The sequence below is a fragment of the Rahnella sp. AA genome, assembly GCF_002834385.1.
In the GTDB taxonomy this organism is placed as follows: domain Bacteria; phylum Pseudomonadota; class Gammaproteobacteria; order Enterobacterales; family Enterobacteriaceae; genus Rahnella.
This window is the reverse complement of sequence record NZ_PITQ01000003.1, coordinates 483,062-507,352: the sequence shown is the minus strand read 5'-3', so window position 1 is coordinate 507,352 and position 24,291 is coordinate 483,062. Positions and strand designations below refer to the sequence as shown.

Genomic DNA, 24,291 nt, shown 5'->3' with positions numbered 1-24,291 from the left:
TAGCTAATATAAAAAGCAGAACACTAAACGACCTGTTCTGCTTTTATTGTATTCGTCAATCACTGACATTCCTAATTAGGATATTTATCTTTTCTGCACCCGGCTCCATACATAAGGAGGCAGAAAAGCATCACTGCATGCATCCAGATAATCCGACCACCATTGCATCATCGCTTTACGGGCATCGAGATATTCTGCTTTATGGATGTAAGCCGCTCGAACGCTATTGCGTTCCTGGTGACTCATCTGCCGTTCAACCGCACCCTGTGCCCATAGGCCAGACTCCATCAGGGCACTACAGGCCATTGCACGAAACCCGTGGCCGCAGATTTCATCTTTTGTGTCATAGCCCATCAGGCGTAGCGCCTTGTTGACCGTGTTTTCACACATCGGTTTATATGGATTGTGATCGCCGGGGAATACCAGCTCTTGATGCCCGGATATTTCCTGTATCTGTTCCAGAATAGTGATGGACTGACGGGAGAGTGGAACGATGTGTGGAGTGCGCATTTTTGCACCACGCCCAGAATAGCGGACACCGGGGATGGACTCGCGAGTGGCAGGAATGGTCCAGATTTTGTTTCTGAAATCGATCTCAGACCAACGCGCGAAACGCAGTTCGCTGGAGCGGATGAAAAGGTGCAGGGTGAGTGATACTGCAAGGCGGGTTAACTCTCGTCCTTGCTGGTAGTCCTCAATGCGAGCCAACAGTTCCGACAGTCGCTCCAGCGGAAGGGCGGGGTAGTGGCGTTTAACGGGAGGGGCGATGATACCCTCCAGATTTGCCGCCGGATTGTTCTCTATCAACTCCTGATGAACGGCATGACGCATGATGCTGCACATATGCTGTCGGGTACGTGCTGCGACTTCCAGCAGACCTTTTTGCTCAATGCCTTTCAGCAGATCGATAAAGTGACGAGGTTTCAGTTCAGCTACTGGCAAGTGTCCAATCACAGGAAATATATGATTGTTCATGCTGGCAAGAAGACGGGAGGCGTGGTTCTCTGACCATGTTCTGTTGCTTTTATGCCAGCTCAATGCAACGTGCTTAAATGTTTTTTCCGGTGAGCGGGCAGCTTTCTCTGCGATACGTTGCTGTGATGGATTGATATTCTGCGTAAGCAGTTTGCGTATGCCATCACGTTGCTGACGAGCGTAAGCCAGAGAAACATCGGGATAGGCACCTAAGCCGAGGCGGGATTCTTTACCATTGATTCGATATTTGAGATACCAGAGACGTGAACCGCCTGGATTGACTAAAAGGTACAGGCCATGAGAATCGGAAACTTTGAAAGGTTTAGCGGATGGTTTTAAGCTGCGGATTTTTGTGTCGTTAAGAGACATTTGGGGGTCACTCCGTCATCGAACCAACATGACCCCAAATCTGACCACCAAATTCTCCCGATGCGGAGGAGAAACTAAAAATGCATCGGGAAGACTTTTCACACTAACTTATTGAATCTAAATTACATAAGGATTCGCAGAGCGGCATGAAAACAAGAATTTGGCTCCTCTGACTGGACTCGAACCAGTGACATACGGATTAACAGTCCGCCGTTCTACCGACTGAACTACAGAGGAATCGTGTGAACGGGGCGAATAATAGCGACTGGCCGTGGGCATGTCAAAGGGTTAACGCAAAAAGTTGTCTGAGTGCTCTCATAATATCCAACTTGTTGACTGTTAAGACAAAGTGATTAAATCCTCATCCTTTTTTACTTCTTTTCTCATCTTGCCGGAAACCGTTTGCACTAAAAGCAACCATAAGTTGCCTGATTGTTGTGCAGTGGTTACGGGAAGACAAGGTTTTATCAATTTTCAAGCACGTTCTTTGCCACTTCCTGTTCATTAAATCGTCATATTTTCCGATCTGCTGCACAAATTTCACACATTTTTGGAAATTGGCACACCCCGTGCATTGTTATTTTGCTAACAACGGCTAGTTTTTTGACAATAAAGCAACAGGGGATTAACCGATGCAGCCAGCGAAGGATGTGATTGAACAAATCGAAGCGTCATTCTCCGCGCAAACGCCGACGGGCAAGCGTATTGCCGGTTATCTGCTGGCTAATCTGGCGCAAATCCCGTTCGAAACCGCCGACAGTATTGCACGCAGCGCCGCGACCAGCGGCATTTCGGTCGGGCGTTATCTGCGCAGCCTGGGCTATCGCAACCTGGATGATTTCAAGCAAACGCTGCGTCAGCAAAGCGGAACCGCCTATCAGCCGTGGGTGGTCACCGACCGGCTGGGCGCTTACCGCGAGCGCAGCAAACAGCCGCAGCAGGAAAAGCTGCAACAGTCGCTGACGCTCGAACTTGAAGCCATTAATCACGTTTATCAGCTGGCGCAGACCGACAGTTTTGCGCAGGTCAGCCGCCGTCTGGCCGGGGCCGACGCGGTGTTTATTCTCGGCATTCAGTCGGTGCGCGGTATTGCCAATAATTTTGCGAGCTATCTCGAATATCTTCGCCCGAAAGTCTATTTCGCCGACGGGCTTTCCGGCACTTACGTGGAATCGCTCAATTCGGAATTCGCGCAGCCTTATCTGGTGGTGACCGATACCCGCGCTTACTCAAAAATGGCGCAAACCTATTGTGAAGCGGCCTGCGAACGCGGCCTGAACGTGGCGCTGATCACCGACATTTACTGTCCGTGGGCGCGCGATTATCCGGTTGATTTATTACAGGTGAAAACGGATACCGGCCAGTTCTGGGATTCGATGGCACCGCTCAGCTGCCTGTTCAATCTGCTGTGTTCTTCGGTGCTGGAACTGCGCGGGAACGATGTGGAACAGCGGCTGGCGAACAACCGGATTTTGCAAAAACAGCTCGGACAATTTGAATCGTAATTTTCTAAAACCAGCGGACAGAGTTTATTGATGAACACAAAAATACCCGACGTTGCCCTGATTGACCTGGCGCAAAGCCTGCCTGACGCGGTGATCGACCTGAAATATGCCACAGCCGATAACCTGACCGGTCAGCCGATTTATCGCGAATCGCGTTGCCTGTTACATCCCGATGCCGCCGCTGCGCTGGTGCGCTGCAATGCGGTCGCGAAGCTGGCGGGATTCCGGTTGAAAATTTACGACGCCTACCGGCCGCAGGCGGCGCAGGCCTGTTTATGGGCGGCATTCCCGAATCCGGATTACGTCGTGGATATCAAACTCGGTTCGCACCACAGCCGGGGCGTGGCGGTTGATCTGACGTTGCTTGATGAGCAGGGCGACGTGCTGGATATGGGCGCGGGATTTGATGAAATGACCGAAGTTTCGCACCCGTTTTACCCGGATTTACCGCCGGTGATCCAGCGAAACCGTTTACTGCTCAACGCCGTAATGGCGGCGGGCGGCTTTAAAGGCATCACCAGCGAGTGGTGGCACTTTGAATTACCGGATGCCAAAACGTATCCGTTGTTGGACGAGCGGTTCGGCTGCTATCCGCCGGTTAACGCCGCGTAATCATTGCAAGTCTCTTAACACTTTTCATAAAGCCAGGAGTTCTCCGATGAGCAACACAGCAATCAGCACATTCCGTAAAACCACTAAAACACGGATCGCCGGTGCCATTTTTCTCGCCCTGTCAGGTTTGAGTTTTGCCGCGCAGGCTGCCGTTCCGAAAGACATGCTGGTGATCGGTAAAGCCGCTGACCCGCAAACGCTGGATCCGGCGGTGACAATCGATAACAACGACTGGACGGTGACTTATCCGGCGTATCAGCGTCTGGTGCAGTACAAAACTGAAAACGGCAAAGGCTCCACGCAGGTAGAAGGGGACTTAGCGGCCAGCTGGACTGCCTCGCCGGACCAACTGGTCTGGACGTTCAAACTCAAACCGGGCGCGAAATTTGACGACGGCACCGACGTGAATGCCGATGCGGTGAAATGGTCGTTTGAGCGCCTGATGAAAATTGCTCAGGGGCCGTCGGAAGCGTTTCCAAAAGACATGGCGGTGACGGTAGTTGATCCGCTGACCGTGACGTTCACGCTGAAAACGCCGTTCGCGCCCTTCCTGTATACGCTGGCCAATGACGGCGCGGGGATTGTGAATCCGGCGATTGCCAAAGCCAATCCGGCCGATGAAGGCAAAGCCTGGCTGGCCGGTCATACCGCCGGTTCCGGCCCGTATAAACTGGATCGCTGGCAGAAGGGCCAGCAACTGGTGCTGGTGCCGAACCCGCATTACAGCGGCGCGAAACCGGCCTTTAAACGTGTCACGGTTAAGATTATTGGTGAGAGCGCTACTCGCCGTCTGCAACTGTCGCGCGGCGATCTGGACATTGCCGATTCCCTGCCGATGGACCAGCTGGCGGCGCTGAAAAAAGAAGACAAAGTTGCGGTTGAGGAATTCCCGTCACTGCGCGTGACCTATCTGTATCTCAACAACGCCAAAACGCCGCTTAATCAGGTGGATTTGCGCCGCGCGATTTCGTCTGCGGTGGATTATCAGGGCATGGTGAAGGGCATTCTCGGCGGCAACGCTAAACAGATGCGCGGGCCGATCCCGGATGGCATGTGGGGTTTTGACCCGACGGCCAAACAGTATTCGCTGGATCTGACACAGGCGAAAGCCGATCTGGAAAAAGTGAAAGACAAGCCGCAGACGCTGGATTTCCTCTATTCCGATAACGATCCGAACTGGGAATCCATCGCGCTTGCCGTGCAGGCCAGCCTCGGTCAGGTCGGGATCAACGTGAAGCTGGAAAAACTGGCGAACGCCACCATGCGCGACCGTATCGGGCAGGGCGATTACGATATTTCGATCGGCAACTGGAGCCCGGATTTCGCCGACCCGTACATGTTCATGAACTACTGGTTCGAGTCCGATAAAAAAGGGTTGCCGGGCAACCGTTCGTTCTATTCCAATCCTGACGTCGATGCGCTGCTGAAAAAAGCGGTGTCGGTAACGGATCAGAAACAGCGGACGGATTACTACCAGCAGGCGCAGAAAATCGTCATCGACGAAGCGGCGTATGTCTATCTGTTCCAGAAAAACTATCAGGTCGCGATGAACAAAGACGTCAAAGGTTTCGTTTTCAACCCGATGCTTGAGCAGGTCTTTAATGTTGCGCAAATGAGTAAGCAGTAATTATCCGCAGGATTTCCGCTTTAAACCCAAAATAGTTCGGGTTGCGGAAAGGCGGTAAGTGAAGGAATCCCCGGGAGCATAGTGAACTATGTGACCGGGGTGAGTGAGCGCAGCCAACGCATCAGCAGCGCGAAATATGAAGGGTTTTAAGGGGAAATATGACTTTCTGGACTCTTATCCGTCAGCGATGCTGGGGTTTGATACTGGTGATGGCGGGCGTTTGCGTCATCACTTTTATCATCTCGCACATGATCCCCGGCGATCCGGCGCGTCTGCTGGCGGGTGACCGCGCAAGCAACGAAATGGTCGAACATATCCGTGAGCAACTCGGGCTGAATCAGCCTTTGTATGTGCAGTTTTTCCGTTATGTGAGCGACCTGCTGCACGGCGATTTGGGTACGTCGATCCGCACCGGCAGGCCGGTTCTCGACGATCTTAAAGCCTTCTTCCCGGCCACGCTGGAGCTGGCCGTCAGCGCGTTGTTTCTGGCCATCGTGTTAGGCATTCCGCTGGGCGTGCTGTCGGCGGTGTACCGCAATAAATTCCCCGATCATCTGGTGCGTTTGCTGTCGGTTCTGGGGATTTCCACCCCGGCATTCTGGCTGGGGCTGGGCGTGATAATTCTCTTCTATGGACATCTGAACCTGTTGCCGGGCGGCGGCAGGCTGGACGACTGGCTGGATCCGCCTGCCAATATCACCGGCTTTTATGTGCTCGATTCGCTGCTGACCGGTAACTGGGACACGTTCTGGAACAGCCTTCAGCATCTGGCGATGCCCGCGCTGACGCTGGCGTTCGTTCACATGGGCATTGTGGCGCGACAAATCCGCTCTGCGATGCTTGAACAGCTGAGTGAAGATTATATCCGCACTGCGCGCGCCAACGGCTTATCGCGCTGGCGGGTGATTTTAAGCCACGCACTGCCGAATGCGCTGATCCCGTCCGTCACCGTGCTCGGGCTGGCGATGGGCGATCTGCTTTACGGCGCGGTGCTGACCGAAACGGTTTTCGCCTGGCCGGGGATGGGCGCTTACGTGGTGAATTCGATTCAGGCGCTGGATTTCCCTGCGGTGATGGGCTTCGCGGTGGTGGTGTCGTTTGCATACGTCATCGTCAATTTGTGCGTGGATTTGCTGTATGTGTGGATTGACCCGCGCATTGGCCGGGAGGGGTGAGCGAATGTCTGTGATTGAACCTGATGTAAATAATCACCGCGCCGGCATTGTGCCGCCGGATGTCAAACCGCGCTTCGCCACCTGGCGGCGGACTTTCCATCTGCTGAGCCGCAGCCCGCTGACGATGCTCGGTCTGGCGATCATGCTCATCGTCCTGTTTATCATGATTTTTTCACCTTGGCTGGTGCCGCACGATCCTAACGCTATCAGCCTGACCGACCGCTTGCAGGCACCGTCTGCCGCGCACTGGTTTGGCACCGATGAAGTCGGTCGCGACCTGTTCAGCCGCGTGCTGATCGGCAGCCAGCAATCTGTTGCCGCCGGGCTGGCGGTGGTGATTATTGCGGGCACCATCGGCTCACTGCTTGGCTGTTTTTCCGGCGTGGTCGGTGGCGTGGTGGATGCGCTGATTATGCGTTGCATGGACATCATGCTGTCGGTGCCGTCGCTGGTCTTAACAATGGCGCTCGCGGCGGCGCTCGGGCCGAGCCTGTTCAACGCGATGCTGGCGATTGCCGTGGTGCGCATTCCGTTTTACGTCCGGCTGGCGCGCGGCCAGACGCTGATGCTGCGTCATCAGGCGTATATGCAGGCCACGCGCACGTTTGGCGCGTCGCGCTGGCATCTTATTACCTGGCATGTTTTGCGTAACGTGATGCCGCCGCTGGTGGTGCAGGCATCACTCGATATCGGCACCTCGATTCTGATGGCCGCAACCTTAGGGTTCATCGGTCTTGGTGCACAGCAACCGACCGCAGAATGGGGCGCGATGGTATCGAATGGCCGCAATTATATTCTCGATCAGTGGTGGTATTCCGCCTTCCCCGGCGTGGCGATCCTGATCACCGCCACCAGTTTTAACCTGTTCGGCGACGGTCTGCGTGACCTGCTCGACCCGAAAAGCAGAGGGCGCTGAAATGGCTGAACAAAATAACGCGCCGGTTCTGGAAATCGACAACCTGCAACTGGTATTCCCGGTCTACGGCGGTGAAGTGAAAGCGCTCAATCAGGTATCGCTGTCGGTCCGTGCCGGGGAAATCGTCGGCGTGGTCGGTGAATCCGGTTCCGGCAAATCGGTCACGGCGATGATGGCGATGCGTCTTCTGCCACCGGACGGTTTTACCGTGACGGGCGGCGAATTACGCATGCTGGGCACCGATGTGGTTCACGCCAGCGAAGAACAGATGCGTACGCTGCGCGGCGCAAGGGTGGCGATGATTTTTCAGGAACCGATGAACGCGCTGAACCCGACGCGCAAAATCGGGCGGCAGATGTGCGAGGTGATCTGCCTGCACCAGAAAATCAGCAAAGCGCAGGCCTGGAAAAAAGCCACCGGCCTGCTGCAAGATATGCAGATTGCCGACGCAGAACAGGTGATGTCGCGTTATCCGTTCGAGCTTTCCGGCGGCATGCGCCAGCGCGTGCTGATTGCGATGGCGTTTTCCTGCGAACCCGAACTGATTATCGCTGATGAACCGACGACCGCGCTGGATGTCACCGTCCAGCGTCAGGTTCTTCGCCTGTTGCAGCGCAAGGCCCGCGCCAGCGGCACCGCCGTCTTATTTATCACCCACGACATGGCGGTCGTTTCGCAACTTTGCGACCGCGTGTACGTGATGTATGCCGGGCATGTGATTGAAAGCGGCAACACGACGGACGTGATCGACTCGCCGTCGCACCCGTATTCCATCGGTCTGTTGCAGGCCGCGCCGGAAAATGGCGAACCGCGCAGCCTGCTCAAAGCTATTCCGGGCACTGTGCCGAATCTCTCGAAACTGCCGCAGGGCTGTGCGTTTCGCGGACGCTGTAATCACGCCGATGACCGCTGCACCCAAACGCCGGGGCTCGCGCCGTTGCCGCAATTTCCGCGTCAGTCGGTGGCCTGCTGGCATCCGCAAATCCCCATCCAACGCACTGAGGAAGTTTCCTGATGATTGCTGAAGCGTTAGTCGAATTGCAGGATGTCCGCGTGCGTTTCCCCGCCAGTTTTAACTGGCGCGGCAAACCGACCGGTTACGTCCACGCGCTTAACGGGCTGGATCTGAATATCATTCGCGGCGAAACGCTGGGGATTGTCGGTGAATCCGGTTGTGGTAAAAGCACGCTCGCCCAGTTGCTGATGGGGCTGCAAAAGCCAAGCAGCGGAGAAATTCACCGGGCGCGTCATGATAATTCGTGGTTCGGTTCCGGCATGCAAATGGTGTTTCAGGATCCGCAATCGTCTCTCGATCCGCGTCTGCCAGTCTGGCGAATTATCACCGAGCCGGTGTTTGTGCAGAAACATAACAGCAGCCGCGAACGCCGCGAGCTTGCCGCCACGCTGGCCGAGCAGGTTGGCATCCGCAAAGAATATCTGGATCGTTTACCGCATGAATTTTCAGGCGGTCAGCGCCAGCGTATTTCCATCGCCCGTGCGTTGTCGTCAGAGCCGGACATCATCGTGCTCGATGAGCCGACCTCGGCGCTGGATATTTCCGTACAGGCGCAGATCCTTAACCTTCTGGTGGAACTGCAACGCCAGCGCGGCCTGACGTTTGTGCTGATTTCCCATAACGTTTCCGTCGTGCGCCACATGAGTGACCGCGTGGCGGTAATGTACCTCGGGCAGATCGTCGAACTGGGTGCAGCAGAAAAAGTGCTGACAGAACCACAGCATCCGTACACCCGTTTGCTGCTCGATTCCGTGCCCCGCGCCGGACGGCTGTTAGATGACGGCGTCGTCGATAAAAAAGGGGAGTTGCCGGGCAACCGGAACCTGCCGATGGGATGCTATTTCCGGGAACGATGCCCGCTGGCGGGGGATGGATGCCAGATGCCGCAGGACCTGGTTTGCGGGGCAAACGAGGTGGTGGTGAGATGTCATCGGGCGGGGGCCGGGCGAGCTTAGGCACTGGTTTAACTTTAAAATTAAAACCTTGGGCTCGCCGCCCAAACTGGCCCAAAGGGCGCGTTAACGCGCGCGCCCTCTGGACTCCCGCGCTTTTTAACTGCGCGCTGCCGCTCGCTGGCTATGTTCCAGAAGCTCCGGCTAGTGCCGCAAACGCCGCCGCTGCGCGGTACTCTCATTTCGGATTCGAACCAGCGAGAAAAGAGACTCTCGCCGTTTCTCATCACTCATTCGACGTCGTTTTGAAAGCGGCCAGAAACTTTCTAATTCACAACCTCTACTTCAATAAAAATGCAGTGTGATTTTATCTTTTATAAAGCCACTGGCCGCTATCAGAAAGCTTGCCGAGTGAGAGTTTCGAGACCAATGGCTCGAAATCGAGCAAGGGAACCGCGAAGCGGCAAGTTTTTGCGGCACTAGCTGGTGTTGCTGAAACATAGCCAGCGAGCGAAAGCGCGTGTTTTGAAAGACGTGGAGATTCAAAAGAGGGGCCGTCTTGCCCCTCTTTTGTCGGTTTCGGCGCAGCGAGTTAAGTGAACACCGTTATTGAAAAACCGAAATTTTCCCGGTCAGACGTGAGCACCTCACTGCAAGTGAGAAACCGAAACTTTCCCGGTCATTTCCCTCCCCATACCTCCCCCGATACCATCACCACGCCTTCAAATATCAGCCTTGCTGTCCGCAGCAACCCGCATCCGGCAAGCCGCTCTGCGCCCGATTTACCCATGTCGAGTTTCAATTCGACGCTGAATTCGCCGGTCGGATGTTCCACGCTGATAAGCGGTGTCGGACCAGAAGGTGTGTTCGCCAATCCTTCGGTTACTGATCCGGGCATCAGGCAGGCGCTGGCGACGCTGACGGCACCGAGCACGCCAATCGAGGCGTGGCAGCGGTGCGGAATGAACGTCCGGCTGGAAATTGCGCCGCCGTTTCGCGGTTCGGCGATGAGCGTCATTTTCGGCACAGTGCGCTGTGAAACGTCGCCGAGATTCATTTTTAAACCGGCCTGCAAACGGATCGATTCGAGGCGCGCTTTCAGCTCGGAATCGGCGTCGAGCTGTTCACGGCTTTCATAGCCGCTGCGGCCTAAGTCTGCCGCGCGCAGCAGAACCACCGGCATGCCGTTGTCGATACAGGTGACTTCGGTACCGTCGAAAATGTCCCGCGCATTGCCCGTAGGCAGTAATGCGCCGCAGCTGGAACCGGCGATATCTGCAAATTCCACGCTGATTTTTGCCGCCGTGCCCGGTACGCCGTCGATGCGCAAATCACCCTGATAGCAAACCTGGCCGTCTTCCACCGGGACATACGCCGTGGCGGTCTGGCCGGTGTTTTCCATGAAAATACGCACCGGTGTAATGCCGTTTGTGGCGGCGATTAACTGGCGTTCAAGGGCGAACGGGCCGACGGCGGCCAGAATATTGCCGCAGTTCTGTCCGTAGTCCACCACGGCTTTGTCCACGTTAACCTGCGCAAACAGGTAATCGACATCGGCGTCAGCGCGGGCAGAAGGGCGGATAATGGCCACTTTACTGGTCAGCGGATCGGCACCGCCCAGCCCGTCTATCTGGCGCGGATCGGGCGACCCCATAACGGCCAGCAACACGCGGTCGCGTAAAGCCGGGTCTTGCGGCAGATGGTCGGCCAGAAAAAATGCGCCCTTCGACGTGCCGCCGCGCATTAACAGGCAGGGAATTCGGGTCTGTGGCATAGCGGCTCCTCAGCGTTTTTCAGCCTGTTCCAGCTCAGCGGTGGAATCAAAATATTTCAGCCCTTTTTCGGCCAGGCGCGGACGCATGTTGTAGATATCCAGCCCGAGTTCGCCATCGGCCATCCGCGCCCGTTTGCTCTCTTCCAGCGCTTCCCGCTGGCGGCTGGCTTCACGCACCGGCGTGACGTCTTCGCGGCGAACCACCACCACGCCGTCGTCGTCCGCCACAATCGCATCGCCCGGATACACCAGCTGACCGGCGCAGACCACCGGTACGTTGACCGAACCGAGCGTCTCTTTCACCGTGCCCTGCGCGTACACCGCCCGCGACCATACGCGGAACCCCATATCACGCAGCGTTTTGGTATCACGCACGCCAAGATCTGCCACCAACCCGATCACACCGCGCGCTTTCAGCGAGGTCGCCAGCAGGTCGCCGAAGAATCCGTCGGAGCAGGGCGATGTCGGCGCGACGACCAGAATATCGCCCGGCTGGCATTGTTCGACGGCAACGTGGAACATCCAGTTATCGCCCGGTGCGGTGAGCACGGTGACGGCGCTGCCGGAAATTGCGCAATCTTGCTGGATCGGGCGGATTGCCGGATCCAGCAGACCCGTGCGGCCCTGCGCTTCGTGAACGGTTGCCACGCCAAAAGCAGCCAGCGCCGTGACATCAGCAGAATTTGCCCGTGGAATATTGCGAACCACCACGCCTTTTTTGCCGATCAGGCTCATGCTAAATCCTCCGTCACGCGCGGGAAGAGGCTCTGATAACCTTCGCCGTAAACGATGTTTTTGGTGCTGGTGATGCCGACGTTTCGTTTGGCCTGAACGCCGCGCTGCTGGGCGACGCGGGTGTAGTATTCCCACAAATGTTCCTGACCGGCCATGCACTGAATCGCCTGATATTTTTTGTCCCAGACGTCGGTGATGTCGAGCAATACGTCGGGCTTCCATTCGCACTGTTCCGGCTGATGCGGTTCGAAACAGTAAACCGGCGGTGCGCCGACGATGGTTTCACCCGGTTTATAGCCTTCTGCCTGCGCGATAATCCGCGCTTCCTGCGCCAGATGGGTCGCCATCGGGTGATCGTAGTTGTACGGGTCTTTCAGGGAATGTGTCAGCACAAAATGCGGCTGCATGCGGCGGTAAACATCGGCCAGACGGAACAGCGATTCTTTATCAGCACGCAGCGGATAATCGCCCATATCAAAAAACTCGACGGTGGCACCCAGGATTTCAGCGGCGGCCATCGCCTCTCCGCGGCGTGATGCTTTCACAATCTCTTCGGTCATATTGCCTTTGCGCCACAGTTTGGCGGATTCGCCGCGCTCGCCGAAAGACAGACAAACGATGTGGACGGCGTAACCGGCCTGCGTGTGTTTCGCGATAGCACCGCCCGCGCGCCAGACGAAATCGGCGGAATGGGCGCTGACGACTAATGCACTTTTGGTCTCATCTTTTTTTGGCTGAGTCATGAATAGGTCCTGGGTTTAGGGTGATCGGATTGCCTGAGTTCCATGCTGTCAGTCCGTGCCTGCGGCGGGTAATTCATTTGATTGCAGGGGGTATGCGTTTTATTTATATTGCTGAGGGATGTCACGAAAAAAAACCTGACGGGAGAAGGGGATGGCACAAGACGAGATGCTGAGTAACCTGATGCAAATACGCGCTTTTTGTCAGGTGGTCGATCAGGGAAGTGTATCGCGTGCAGCCGATGAGCTTTACCGCACGCAGTCGGCGGTGACGCGGGCGATCCGCGATCTCGAACAGGCGCTCGACGTGCCTTTATTTGAGCGACATGCCAACGGAATGTTACTCACTGATTTTGGTAAATGCGTGCTGCCGCGTGCGCGTCGTGCGATTGCTGAATTACGACTTATCCCGTCACAGCTGGCGAAATTGCAGGGTAAAGCAGGACAGACGCGCAGCGAAACCGAGCCGCTTTATCTGTTTAACGTCCGTCGTCTGCAAATCTTCATTTCGTTGTGCAAAACCCGGCATATGCAGACGGTCGCCACGCTGCTCGGGCTGAGCCAGCCCGCGGTCAGTGCGGCGTTAAAGGTACTGGAAAACGGGGCGGGTCTGGCACTGCTGGAACGCACGCCGCACGGCATGATGCCGTCGCTGGCGGGGCAGGATATTGTGCCAAATTTGCGCCGTACGCTTAACGAATTGCGGCATATTCCGGCGGATATTGCCGCCCGCCGTGGCGTGCTGGAAGGCACCGTACAGGTCGGCGCGCTGCCGCTCGGGCGTACGCGTTTGCTGCCACAGGCGATCATCGGGCTGACGCAGCGCTATGGCGGCGTCAAAGTCATTACCAATGAAAGTGCGTTCAGCGCGCTGGCGTCTGAGCTACGTTCCGGCGAGGTGGATTTTATCTTTGGCGCATTGCGAGCCAGCGATTACGCAGCGGACATGGTGACGGAAACGCTGTTCACCGAAAGCATGGTAATTCTGGCGAGAAAAGGGCATCCGCTGCTTAATGAACCGGTGATGCAGGCGCATTTGCGTGTTGCGCGCTGGGTATTGCCACGCGCAGATACGCCGTCACGACGGCTGCTGGATAACAGCTTTCGCGCGATGGACATGCCGCCGCCGGATCCGGTGGTGGAAAGCGGCGATCTGGGGATTGTGCGCGGGCTGCTGCTGGGGTCGGATATGCTGGCGGCCGTTTCTGCCCGCCAGCTTGAGCATGAGCTGGAGTCCGGCGAACTGGTCAGACTGCCGGTGGAACTGGCCGACACGCACCGCGCCATCGGCCTGACGTTCCGCGCCGGAAGCCTGCTTTCCCCCGCCGCACAGGCGCTGGTGGAGGAGATCCGCCAGGTTTGCGGCTAGCGGTTTACTTGCTCAAATTCACCACAGCCTGACGGATGGCGTATTCGTAGCCCTGAATGCCGAAACCGCAGATCACACCGACGGAAACGTCGGAGAGGAATGAGTGGTGGCGGAACGCATCGCGTTTATGCACGTTGGTGATGTGCACTTCGTACAACGGCAGGCTGACGGCGGTGACCGCGTCGCGGATGGCAACTGACGTGTGGGTCCAGGCGGCGGCGTTCAGCACGATGGCATCGGCGGTGCCGCGGCAGGCCTGAATGCGGTCGATCAAATCGCCTTCGTGGTTGGTCTGGAAAAATTCGATTTCCGCGCCACAGCTTTCAGCGGTCTGATGACACAGTTTTTCGATGGTCGCCAGTGTGTCATAACCGTAGGTTTCCGGCTCGCGGGTGCCGAGCAGATTCAGGTTCGGGCCGTTAAAGACGGCAATTTTGTAGTTCATCGGGTCTTCCTTTCTTCAGTAATCTGCAAAACCAAACAGGTCTTTTGGCGTCTGCCACAGGATCTGGTGCCGCGTTTTCTCATCCGGGAATAACTGTTCAACCAGCATCAGCAACGTGCCGAGATCCATCCGGTGTTCAGCGCGCAGGAACGGCCAGTCGGAACCCCACATGCAATGTTCAGCGCCAAATGCCTCAAGCAGCGCGTGCTGATAAGCGTGGCCGTCCTGATACGGAAAAGACTGACGGCTGAATTTCGCTAAACCGGACAGTTTCACCCAGGTACGTTGCTGGCCCGCGAGCTGCAACAGCGCCTGAAAGGCCGGTTGCTGCAAACCTTGCGTCACATCCGGGCGGCCGGAGTGATCAATCAGCAGGCGGGTTTTCGTGCGGTTGATCAGCGGTAAAAGTGCCAGCAACTGGTCGTCCTGTACCTGAATGGCGGCGAACATGTCCAGTTCTTCCAGCCGCCCCATCAGGCCGTCGAGGTGTAAAAAAGGTGCCGTGCCGAGCATCGCCACATTCATGGCGATACCGACCACGCCCGCCTGTTTGAGCGCGGCGAGTCTTTCCAGCGGAAGTTCAAAAGGCACGACGGCGATGCCTTTGAAGCGGCCATTGCCTTTTTCCAGCGCATCCAGCAGGCAGGCACTGTCGGTGTTATACCCTGACGTCGGGCCGACAATCAGGGAGTGGCGGATGTTGTAGGCTTGCATCACCGCGCGGTAATAATCGGCGGTGCCAATCTCGTGCCCTTCCGGACGGTACGGCGTGTCCGGAAGGTACGGGAAGCGCGCCGGATCAAACACGTGATGATGGGTGTCGATCTTGGGTTGCTCAAATATCGTCATGCTTTCGCTTTACCTGCTACTGAGTAGAGAACTTGCTGATTGCGGGTCTTCTGGAATTCCTCCAGCGTTTCACCGCGCATCGCGGAATAAATATGTAAGTTGGACACGCCCACCACGGCACCGAGTTTTTCCAGCAGGAAGAAGCTCACGCCGTAATGAATCATCCCGCGCCAGTCGAGTTCGCGCAGGAGTTTTTGTTCATCAGCGGTCAGTTTGTTTTCGGCAAACATCGCGTTCTGATCGGTGAGGAAACGCTCGCGCCAGGCGGGCTGGATCAGGCGATGCAGGAACCGGTTCATCCGGAACGCTTTCAGGCTGCGCGCCTGGGTAAACGGATAGGTGCCCGGCAGTTTTTCCACGCCCGCCAGCTGTTGTGCGATTTTATCGCGCTGACGCTGCTGCACGTCCACCGGCGCTTCGCGGGACTGATTTTCGAGGATCAACGTGGCGATACCGGTCATCGACGGCAGATAATACGCCTGATGCAGTTTTTTCACGTTAGCAGACAGCGCGCCGCGCATCACCAGCCACATGATGACTTCCGAACCTTCCAGCCCCCCGAGCGTGGCGAATTCCGCCAGCGTCATTTCGGTCAGACGTTCCGGGTCGTTCACAATCATATCGACAAACTGTTCGTCCCACTGCGGGTTGTTAAAGCCGCAACGTTCGCCGTGAACCTGATGGGAAACGCCGCCGGTGGCGACAATCGCCACGTTCAGGTCTTCCGGAAAACTTTCAATCGCGCGGCGCAGCGCCTGACCGAGTTTGTAGCAACGGCGCGCCGTCGGGATCGGGAACTGCAACACGCCGATTTGCAGCGGAACGATTTGCGTCGGCCAGCCGCCTTCATGCGGCATCAGCGCGGAAAGCGGTGAAAACAGGCCGTGATCCAGCGGTTTGTCCTGGAAGAACGACATATCAAATTCGTCCGCCATCAGGCTGGCACCGATGTGCTGAGACAGCGCCGCATGACCTTTCACCGGCGGCAAGTCGCGCGGGCCGCCGCCTTCATCCGCGACCTCGTATTGGTCATCAATGCCTAACGTAAACGCCGAATAATGATCAAAGAAAAAGGACGTGACGTGGTCGTTGAAGATATACACCAGCGCGTCGGGTTTCTTCTCTTCAAGCCATTTTTGCATCGGCGCAAAGCTCTCGAAAATCGGTGCCCAGGCGCTTTCATCCTGTTTGTTGTGATCCACTGCGAAACCGATAGTCGGGGTATGTGAAACCGCTAAACCGCCTATGATCTTAGCCATCTTAAATCCTCTGAACTTTTTGTAGGGTAATCGCAACGCAGCCGCTGCGTCAGTGTATTTATGTTTCTAATTATCAGGGGCTAACGCAAGGTTAGCGGATGTTCATGGTGCGCGACAACTCCGGGATGTCAGTAATATCAACGCCTTTGAGAGTCTCGGCCGGGTGTGCCGCGCGGTGCAAAAGAATACTCAGGCCAGCCAGCAGGGCAGGCAACGCCAGAATAATGAAGATCATGTTCTCGCCGGAGAAAATCCCCAGCAGGATACCGCCCATAGATGAGCTGATAATGGCGCCGCTGCGGCCAATGCCGTGCATCCAGCAGACGCCGGTGGCGCGCATTTCGGTCGGGTAGAAGGCCGGTGAAAACGCCTGAAGCCCGGTTTGAGCACCGTTAATACACACGCCGCTGATGAAGACCAGAAGCGCCAGCACGTCCGGGCCGAAGTTGCCGATACCCTGCGACAGCAGGCTTATCATGCCCATGATGTAGAAACCGGCGATGACACGTTTCGCGGTGAATTTATCCATTAATCCGCCGACCATCAGGCCGCCGAAGGTGCCGCCGAGCTGGAATAAACCGGCGACAATGGCGGCGCGTTCCAGCGAGAAACCGCCGTTACGCATAATGGTTGGCAGCCAGCCGTTGAGCAGGTAAATCACGAACAGCCCCATGAAATACGTGACCCAAAGGACAATCGTGCCTTTGGTGTAACCGTTGGTGAACAACTGGAAGACTTTGGCTTTTTTCTGAATAACCGGCGCTTTCAGGACGAATTTGGTTTCCGCGCTGAACAGGCCACCGGCGCGGGCCAGCACTTTGGCTATCTTCTCTTTCGCGACGTTGCGCACCACCATGTACATCGCCGATTCCGGCAGGATCCACATCAGCAATGGCAGCATCAGCAGCGGCACAATGCCGCCTGCGAAGATCACCGCTTTCCAGCCAAAATGCGGTAACAAACCGGCGGCGACAAAGCCTCCGGCACCGGAGCCAACATTAAAGCCGCTGTACATCACGGTGATCATCAGGCTGCGGCGGCGCTCAGGCATGTATTCCGAGACCAGCGTGACGGTGTTGGGCATGACCGCGCCTAAACCGAGGCCGGTGAGAAAGCGCAAAATAGCCATTTCCATCGGCGTGCGGGCGAAAGTGCTCAGCAGGCTGAACAGGGCGAAGCAGAGAATGGACCACATCAGAACGCGTTTGCGCCCGAAGCGGTCGGCGTTTGGCCCGGCAATCAGCGCGCCGATGGCGACGCCGAACATGGCAGCACCCAGGATCGGCCCCATTTCCGCACGGCTGATGCCCCAGTCTTCAATCAGTGCCGGGGCGATAAACCCCATCACCGCCGCGTCGTAGCCGTCGAACATAATGATGATGAAACACAGCCCCAGAACCACCCATTGATATTTCGATATCGGGCGTTGGTCTATCCACGTTTTAACATCCACGATGGTGTTGTTGCTCATAGGGTACGCTCTCTGTTTTTTTTATTAATATGTGATCGGATTAAAACTTTGAAAAAATATTCACTGACTTCCGGAGCACGCCGGAGAGCCGCGACGGGGTTTTATTAAAATTATTTTATTTATTAAACAATGAGTTGTTTAGTCATTGTGGTACTTCCTGATAACCAACTTAGGGGCTGGAAAGCGCGCTGTCTGCCATAAAATCATTATGCAGGTATGAGTTTTGTTTATTGCGTCTGACAGGCGAAGAACGGCAGACCGGCTGCCGTCAGGGTGGAGGTCAATGCAAAAAAGAAAAGAGAGCGGGCAGAAAAAGGCAGGGGGAATTTATTCCGGCATGTCCCAGAAGCAGTCGTCATCGAGCGTGACGGAGGCGATTTTTTGTACCGGCCCGCGCATGTTGACCTGAAAATCACCGCTGAAGCCGATCGCCAGTGTGCCACCCGGCATATGTACCGTGACGCTGTCGTCCACGTGTCCGAGTTTGTACATGGCGCTGGCGGCGGCGCAACTGCTGCTGCCGGACGCCAGCGTGTATCCGGCACCGCGCTCCCAGATCCCGATACTGATGTTATTGCGATCCAGCACTTCAACAAACTGTACGTTGGTGCGTTTCGGGAAAATCGCCAGCGTTTCTATTTCTGCGCCCAGTTGTCTGACTAAATCCAGGTCGAGCTTTTTCACCAATATCACGCAATGCGGATTGCCCATCGACACCAGTGTGGCGCTGAGCTGATGGCCGCCGACGACAAGCGGTAACGCCAGCGCTTCGTCGCCTTCGACGCTCGCCGGTAACGCCGACGGCGAAAATTTTGCCTGCCCCATATCCACAATCACCTGATGCGCGCCTTCGGTAACTTCGCAACGTACCTGACCGCCCAACGTATTCACCAGAAAAGGCGTATGCCCGACGCGGCCAATATCAAACAGATAACGGGCATAAATACGCAGGCCGTTGCCGCTTTTCTCTGCTTCGGAGCCGTCGGGATTGATGATGCGCAATGTCGGGATTTCGGTGTCGTCGATGTCGATCAGTAATCCGTCAGAACCGATGCCGTAATGGCGGTCGCAGATGCGCTGAATTTGCTGATTTGTCAGCAGGCTGGCGACGCTGTGATGGCAGACCAGATAATCGTTGCCCAGCCCGTGATAGCGGTGAAAAATCATGTTTGTGATCCCAATATATTCATCATTGATATGAATACATGTAATGGGAAAGTGCCGGTTTGTCAGCTTTATTTTAACGGGGTTAACTACGCAGATTTCCGGGATGATGAGATCGCGAATTCAAAATTCCCGCCGCCTGTGGTAATAAACACCTTCGCCGGTTATTCCGCGAGCCACAACAAGGAGTTATTTATGGAAGCCTTTAGCGTTCCGGTGGCCTTTCCGCCACTGAAAATCGAGACGCCCCGCCTGACGTTGCGGCAGTGGCGCGACAGCGATGCCGACCCGTTTGCCGAAATGAATGCTGACCCGCGGGTGATGGAGTTTTTTCCGTCCACGATGACCCGTGAAAAGAGCGACGAGATGCTCACCCGTTGCCGTGATTTGATTGCGGTGCGTGGCTGGGGGATCTGGGCGGTGGAGCTGCGGGATTCCGGTGAGCTTATGGGTTGTATTGGCCTGCATACGCCCGGCTATGATTTGCCGTTTGTTCCGTGCGTCGAGGTGGCCTGGCGCTTAAAAGTGGATGCCTGGGGGAAAGGTTATTGCTCTGAGGCCGCCCGCGCTGTCATTGATGCCGGTTTTACTCAGCTGGGGCTGAAAGAAATCGTCGCCTATACCGCATTGCCTAATGTGCGCTCGCAGGCCGTGATGAGGAAAATGGGTATGGTGCGCGATCCGGCAGAAGACTTCGACCATCCGCTGATCGGAGAAGACCACTGGCTGCGTAAGCACTGCTTATACCGGCTTTCGGGTCATAACGTGAAATGACGAAAAGGGCCAAAGCGGCCCTTTTTGCTGTCTGCCGGTTTAACTGCGTGCGCATCCCGGTTTTTCAAACGCCCGTTTTGCGCCTGCCGCGCCGCTGAACGGCTGGCCGTCGATGGCATCGTGCGTTCTCAACCCCGAAGGGCGGATCCAGCGCTGTACGCGGGAAGGCATATCAAAGCCAATCAGCAGGATGACGACAAACGTCAGGCTGAATGACAGTGAACCCAGCGCGGTGCCGAGGCTGAGATGCTGGGAAATCGACGCGCCCAGTATGGGTGCCAGTGCGCCGCCCAGTGCGCCGACGTTATAGGTGAAACCCAGACCGGCCGCACGCTGTTCGGTATCAAAATATCCACCGAGCAGTTTAGGCAGTAAACCCGCGATGCCCTGACCGAGCATTTGCTGTAAGAACAGCAGCCCGCCGAGGAAAAGCATGTCTGAACCTTTGATGGCGAACAGCGGAATAATCAGCAACTGAGAGATCAGCAGGCTGGTGACGTAGGCTTTGCGCGTGCCCAGCCAGTCGCCGAGAAAACCGCCGACGCAACAGCCGACCGCTGCACCGAATCCGCTGAAGAACAAAACGTTGCCGACGGTATGCGGGTCGTAACCCAGATCCATTTTCAGGTACGTTGGTAACAGCGCCTGAATTGGCCATGAGTACAGGAAGGCGCAGAACACCACCAGCATCAGCATCACGCCCGTTGGCCAGCGCTCACCGCTGGTTTGCACCATGAAATAGATGAAAACTGCGGCACAGGCAATACCGAGCATGACGATGAAGGGGGCAGACACCATGCCGGTGAAGCAGGCGTACAGCGCGGCGGCGGCAAAAAGAGTCAGCCCGATGTTGAGATAACTGAGACGGCTGCGATAGAGAATATCGACCATGTTGCGGTCACTGTGCTGTTTACTTTGCTGGTTTTTGCGCTGAGATTCTTTCCAGTCTTCGGCTTCGGGCAGATTTTTACGCAGCCACAGCGCGAAAACGATCGGCAGCAATCCGATGTAGAACAGCATCCGCCAGCCGAAAGCCGGAACGATAAAGCTGTACGCCTGCGCGGCTACCACAGCTCCGATTGAGAAACCGGAAATCAGAAATCCACTGGCTTTGTTACGCATGTTTTTCGGCCAGCTTTCCATCACGTAGGTTGAGCTGGAGCCGTATTCGCCCGCCATTCCGATGCCGATAATCAGGCGCGCAATAAATAGCGTGGTGTAACCCGGTGCCAGCCCGCAGGCCAGCGTGCCGCAGGAAAACAGAACGATACTGGTGATCATCGCCAGCTTGCGGCCATACCGGTCGCCCATTGCGCCGAGCACTAATCCGCCAAACCAGCGGGAGATAAAGGCGGCTGAAATCAGGCTGCTGGCCTGTAAAAGCGTCAGGCCGAACTCCTGTTTAATGTCCGTCAGCACCAGCGTAATAATGACGAAATCAAACCCGTCGAGGGCGTAACCGACCCAGGCGGCGGCGAAGGCTTTCCACTGCGCGGGTGACAATTGTTTGTACCAGCGGGGCGCTTTAATCTCTGGCCTGTCAGCACGGGGCCGTAATGAATTGCTCATATCGTCGCTCTCTCCACGTCCCGTCGGTAACGGGCAAAATTGTTGTCGGGGGCAGCTCATCGTCTCTGATTTTTTATCGTGTTTATTTCGTGTATTACTCCAAATGAAATTTACATTGGGAGTAAAACTCCATTTGAGTGTATTAGATCGCTGCGGCATTTCAATCACTGACTGAGAAAAGTGTGATAAAGAAGGTGAAATGCTGAACGGGGTAAGATAAGCAGCAGGATGGGGAGGTCAGAAGGCGCGCTGAAAAAGGATCAGCGCGATGAAAGCCTGAAAATGCGGCAGGAAATGGTTTTAGCGGGTTCCGTGCTGGCTGATGGCCTGCGTGGTTTTACGTTTGGTTTGCTCCGCCTGCACCGGATCGGCTTTCACCAGCAGCGCGTAAATCAGGTCAAGAACAAACAGTTGTGCGATTTTGGTGCCGATGGAGTCGCCCTGTAATTGCCCCTGTTTGTTGCCGTTAATCAGAACGTAATCGGCCATGTCGGTGATGGGAGAGCCGACATTGTGAGTCAGTGCGACGGTGGTCGCTCCGGCTTCTTTCGCCAGTTTCAGCGCATGCACTGTTTCGGCGGAGGTGCCGGAATGGCTGATGCCGATGGCGACATCGCCGGGCTTCATCAGCGAAGCCTGCATGTACATGAAATGGTTGTTGGTCGCCGCGTCAACGCGCAGTCCGATACGCATGAGCTTACTCTTGGCGTCTTCGGCGGTAATACCGGATGAGCCCAGCCCGAAAATGCAAATCCGGTCGGCGGGGCGCATCAGTTTCACCACCTGTTCGACGTTTTCCAGCGACAGCAGATTGATGGTTTCGGTCAGCACGTTATTGATCGCCGACTGCAATCTTCCGGCAATCGCCTGCGGACTGTCGGCATCCTGAACATCGGCGTCCAGCAGGCTTTCTTCAGGATCCGGACGCGTCGCCACTTCGATCGCCAGATCCATTTTGAAATCCTGAAAACCTTTGTAACCCAGGGTGCGGCAGAAACGAATAATCGTGGCTTCACCGGCCTGCGTCAGGGCGGAAAGTTCAGCGAGGGAAAGTTGGGTAACCTTGGAAGGTTCAGCCTGAATATAAACCGCAATCCGCTGGGCGGAGCGGGTCAGGCTGTTTTGCATCGCCCCCAGAGCATCAAGAATTTTACCTGGTTTGAAATGTTGAGCACCCGTTTTCACGTGGACACCTCGGGGGAAAGAGTGACGGAAACAATGATTTAACCGGTGCATATCATTACATAGTTGGCTGACTCCGTGAAGCCTGATTACCGGCGGTCAGGGCTACAGCGTGGCTCTGGCCCATAATGCCGCACCGATTAAACCGCTGTCCTGCCGGTGATGCGCAGGGAGCAGCGCAACCCGGTAAACCGCCGGTAACTGGTTAAGCGCATGCGTCACTTTTTCCCGATACCCTTCCGCCAGCCCGACGCTGCCGCCCATCATGACGACGTCCAGATCCAGCGAAATATGCATGTCCGCCAGCATTGACGCAACGGCAGTCGCTGAACGGCTGATCGCCCGTTGCGCCTCGCTGTTCCCCGCGCGGGCGCGTTCGAAAACCTGTTCCGCGCCCAGCGGACTGGCGTTCTCCATCATCGCATGGCCGATGGCGGTGCCCGATGCGACGCTTTCGACACAACCGCGACGCCCGCAGCCGCACAGCCCGCCCTGCGGATCAAACGCGGTATGGCCGATGTGCCCGGCCAGCCCGTTGCGGCCGGTTAATAATTTTCGGTTCCAGATAATCCCGCCGCCCACGCCGGTTGAGACGGTGACAAACAGCGCGTTATCGCAGGTTTCCTGCACGGCCTGATATTCCGCCCACGCCGCGGCCTGTCCGTCATTGAGCACCACATTCGGTAAATCCGCTACGGCGCGGATGCAGTCCTGCAAAGGAAACCCGGCCAGCCCGCCGAGATTTGCCGGGTTCAGCGCGGTCAGCCGCCCCTGACTGATAATGCCGGTCGAGGCGACGGCAATCAGATCCACCCGGTGACGCCACGGCGTAATCAGTTTTTCCAGCACACCGGCTAACCCGGTGGCATCACCGTGCGGCGTGGCGACCTGCTGACGTTCCGACAGCGTGCCGTCTTCCGCCACAATGGCCGCTGCAATTTTTGTCCCGCCTATATCCAGTGCTAAAGCGTTTCCCATCTGAGTTTTCCTCACAAAACTGAATGCCGGTCACTAACATGAAGCGGTAACGGCGATTTGCGCCATTGCGCCCTGAGAACAAAAGATCTACCATGATTGGAGTTATACTTCATTTAAAATTTAATATTGGAGTTTTAAGTTCATGGTAAAGATAAACGAGCGCAACATGAATGATCTCCTGACCCGGCTGGGCAACGGGCTGATCGTTTCCTGCCAGCCGGTGCCCGGCAGTGCCATGGACAAACCGGAGATCGTCGCCGCGATGGCGTGTGCAGCGCTCGACGGCGGGGCGGTGGCGCTGCGCATTGAAGGCATCCGCAACATCGAAGCGGTGCGCCGGGCAACGGATGCGCCGGTTATCGGCATTATCAAACGCGACCTGCCGGATTCTGACGTGCGAATCACGCCGTGGCTGGAAGACGTGGACGCGCTGAGCGCCGCGGGAGCCGACATTATTGCTTTCGACGTCACGCAGCGTTTTCGCCCTGTGCCGGTCGGGGCGTTGTATCAGCGCGCCCGCGAAGCCGGATGCCTGACGATGGCCGACGCATCATGCCTCGAAGATGGCCTGATGGCGCAAAAACTTGGCTGTGATTTTATCGGCACGACGCTCTCGGGCTATACCCAAACGCCGGTGCCTGAAACGCCGGATATCGCACTGGTCCGCGAACTGGCGCAGGCCGGATGCCGGGTGATTGCCGAAGGCCGTTACAACTCCCCCGCGCTGGCCGCCGAGGTGATGGCGGCAGGCGCTTACGCCGTGACCGTCGGTTCTGCCGTTACGAGAATTGAACACATTTGCGGCTGGTTTTGTGCGGCCATTGCGCAAAACGAAAAGAACAAACTGACTGGTTTCTGAAAAACGGACTGATTCCCTTAACTTCCCATTGATGAG

The 24,291-nt window shown here is 56.4% G+C and carries 22 protein-coding genes and 1 tRNA gene; 10 read left to right on the top strand and 13 right to left on the bottom strand.

The annotated features are described in order from the left end of the window. Positions 1-84: 84 nt before the first annotated feature. Positions 85-1,344: an integrase arm-type DNA-binding domain-containing protein gene (locus tag CWS43_RS10860; protein ID WP_053011587.1), complete on the bottom strand. Its 1,260-nt coding sequence runs from the start codon at positions 1,342-1,344 to the stop codon at positions 85-87. 161 nt (positions 1,345-1,505) lie between these two features. Beyond that, positions 1,506-1,581, bottom strand: a tRNA-Asn gene (locus CWS43_RS10855). 395 nt (positions 1,582-1,976) lie between these two features. Between CWS43_RS10855 and CWS43_RS10850 the strand changes: the two genes are divergently transcribed. The 7 genes from CWS43_RS10850 (at position 1,977) to CWS43_RS10820 (ending at position 9,150) form a co-directional block, all read left to right on the top strand. Continuing rightward, positions 1,977-2,849: a MurR/RpiR family transcriptional regulator gene (locus CWS43_RS10850; protein ID WP_101076949.1), complete on the top strand. Its 873-nt coding sequence runs from the start codon at positions 1,977-1,979 to the stop codon at positions 2,847-2,849. 30 nt (positions 2,850-2,879) lie between these two features. Further along, a complete protein-coding gene (gene ddpX, locus CWS43_RS10845; RefSeq protein ID WP_101076948.1) occupies positions 2,880-3,461 on the top strand; it encodes a D-alanyl-D-alanine dipeptidase in 582 nt (193 codons plus the stop codon). Positions 3,462-3,507: 46 nt separating this feature from the next. Then, positions 3,508-5,088, top strand: coding sequence for an ABC transporter substrate-binding protein (locus tag CWS43_RS10840; protein ID WP_101076947.1), 1,581 nt, complete (start codon positions 3,508-3,510; stop codon positions 5,086-5,088). Positions 5,089-5,246: 158 nt separating this feature from the next. Next, positions 5,247-6,263 carry an ABC transporter permease gene (locus tag CWS43_RS10835; RefSeq protein WP_101076946.1) on the top strand — a complete coding sequence of 339 codons (1,017 nt, stop codon included), beginning with the start codon at positions 5,247-5,249 and terminating at the stop codon, positions 6,261-6,263. Positions 6,264-6,267: 4 nt separating this feature from the next. Next, the gene (ddpC, locus tag CWS43_RS10830; RefSeq protein ID WP_101076945.1) at positions 6,268-7,179 is read left to right on the top strand and encodes a D,D-dipeptide ABC transporter permease; all 912 of its coding nucleotides are present in this window, start codon (positions 6,268-6,270) and stop codon (positions 7,177-7,179) included. Between the two features lies 1 nt (position 7,180). Beyond that, complete coding sequence (locus CWS43_RS10825; RefSeq protein ID WP_101076944.1) at positions 7,181-8,194, top strand: ABC transporter ATP-binding protein; 1,014 nt, start codon at positions 7,181-7,183, stop codon at positions 8,192-8,194. After that, complete coding sequence (locus CWS43_RS10820) at positions 8,194-9,150, top strand: ABC transporter ATP-binding protein (RefSeq protein ID WP_101076943.1); 957 nt, start codon at positions 8,194-8,196, stop codon at positions 9,148-9,150. Before CWS43_RS10825 ends, CWS43_RS10820 begins: the two co-directional genes overlap by 1 nt. Before the next feature lie 616 nt (positions 9,151-9,766). Here the strand turns inward: CWS43_RS10820 and CWS43_RS10815 are convergent. From CWS43_RS10815 to galB, 3 genes are read right to left on the bottom strand one after another with little or no spacing between them, the layout of a single operon-like run. Then, positions 9,767-10,861 carry a 4-oxalomesaconate tautomerase gene (locus CWS43_RS10815; protein ID WP_101076942.1) on the bottom strand — a complete coding sequence of 365 codons (1,095 nt, stop codon included), beginning with the start codon at positions 10,859-10,861 and terminating at the stop codon, positions 9,767-9,769. Positions 10,862-10,870: 9 nt separating this feature from the next. Further along, a complete protein-coding gene (locus tag CWS43_RS10810) occupies positions 10,871-11,596 on the bottom strand; it encodes a 4-carboxy-4-hydroxy-2-oxoadipate aldolase/oxaloacetate decarboxylase (RefSeq protein ID WP_101076941.1) in 726 nt (241 codons plus the stop codon). Continuing rightward, positions 11,593-12,339, bottom strand: a complete 747-nt coding sequence (gene galB, locus CWS43_RS10805) for a 4-oxalmesaconate hydratase (RefSeq protein WP_101076940.1) — start codon at positions 12,337-12,339, stop codon at positions 11,593-11,595. Before galB ends, CWS43_RS10810 begins: the two co-directional genes overlap by 4 nt. 151 nt (positions 12,340-12,490) lie before the next feature. On the opposite strand from galB, the gene CWS43_RS10800 reads away from it, so the two are divergent. Then, entirely contained in the window at positions 12,491-13,705 is a 1,215-nt protein-coding gene (locus CWS43_RS10800) for a LysR family transcriptional regulator (protein ID WP_101076939.1), read from the top strand. A gap of 4 nt (positions 13,706-13,709) precedes the next feature. Here CWS43_RS10800 and aroQ read toward each other — a convergent pair whose 3' ends face one another. The 5 genes from aroQ to dapF form a co-directional block, all read right to left on the bottom strand. After that, complete coding sequence (gene aroQ / locus CWS43_RS10795) at positions 13,710-14,150, bottom strand: type II 3-dehydroquinate dehydratase (RefSeq protein ID WP_101076938.1); 441 nt, start codon at positions 14,148-14,150, stop codon at positions 13,710-13,712. A gap of 15 nt (positions 14,151-14,165) precedes the next feature. Next, complete coding sequence (locus tag CWS43_RS10790) at positions 14,166-14,999, bottom strand: amidohydrolase (protein ID WP_101076937.1); 834 nt, start codon at positions 14,997-14,999, stop codon at positions 14,166-14,168. Then, positions 14,996-16,258: a gallate dioxygenase gene (locus CWS43_RS10785; protein WP_101076936.1), complete on the bottom strand. Its 1,263-nt coding sequence runs from the start codon at positions 16,256-16,258 to the stop codon at positions 14,996-14,998. Before CWS43_RS10785 ends, CWS43_RS10790 begins: the two co-directional genes overlap by 4 nt. Before the next feature lie 91 nt (positions 16,259-16,349). Further along, a complete protein-coding gene (locus CWS43_RS10780) occupies positions 16,350-17,729 on the bottom strand; it encodes an aromatic acid/H+ symport family MFS transporter (RefSeq protein WP_101076935.1) in 1,380 nt (459 codons plus the stop codon). A gap of 327 nt (positions 17,730-18,056) precedes the next feature. Next, positions 18,057-18,896, bottom strand: coding sequence for a diaminopimelate epimerase (gene dapF, locus CWS43_RS10775; RefSeq protein ID WP_101076934.1), 840 nt, complete (start codon positions 18,894-18,896; stop codon positions 18,057-18,059). Between the two features lie 192 nt (positions 18,897-19,088). Between dapF and CWS43_RS10770 the strand changes: the two genes are divergently transcribed. Further along, the gene (locus CWS43_RS10770; RefSeq protein ID WP_101076933.1) at positions 19,089-19,667 is read left to right on the top strand and encodes a GNAT family N-acetyltransferase; all 579 of its coding nucleotides are present in this window, start codon (positions 19,089-19,091) and stop codon (positions 19,665-19,667) included. A 39-nt stretch (positions 19,668-19,706) separates the two neighbouring features. Here CWS43_RS10770 and CWS43_RS10765 read toward each other — a convergent pair whose 3' ends face one another. From CWS43_RS10765 to CWS43_RS10755, 3 genes are all read right to left on the bottom strand, one after another. Further along, the gene (locus CWS43_RS10765) at positions 19,707-21,236 is read right to left on the bottom strand and encodes an MFS transporter (RefSeq protein WP_101076932.1); all 1,530 of its coding nucleotides are present in this window, start codon (positions 21,234-21,236) and stop codon (positions 19,707-19,709) included. A gap of 300 nt (positions 21,237-21,536) precedes the next feature. After that, a complete protein-coding gene (locus CWS43_RS10760; RefSeq protein ID WP_101076931.1) occupies positions 21,537-22,421 on the bottom strand; it encodes a MurR/RpiR family transcriptional regulator in 885 nt (294 codons plus the stop codon). Between the two features lie 102 nt (positions 22,422-22,523). Continuing rightward, complete coding sequence (locus tag CWS43_RS10755; RefSeq protein ID WP_101076930.1) at positions 22,524-23,396, bottom strand: N-acetylmannosamine kinase; 873 nt, start codon at positions 23,394-23,396, stop codon at positions 22,524-22,526. Positions 23,397-23,562: 166 nt separating this feature from the next. Here CWS43_RS10755 and CWS43_RS10750 point away from each other — a divergent pair, with 166 nt between their 5' ends. Continuing rightward, a complete protein-coding gene (locus tag CWS43_RS10750; RefSeq protein ID WP_369825856.1) occupies positions 23,563-24,255 on the top strand; it encodes an N-acetylmannosamine-6-phosphate 2-epimerase in 693 nt (230 codons plus the stop codon). Positions 24,256-24,291: the final 36 nt, after the last annotated feature.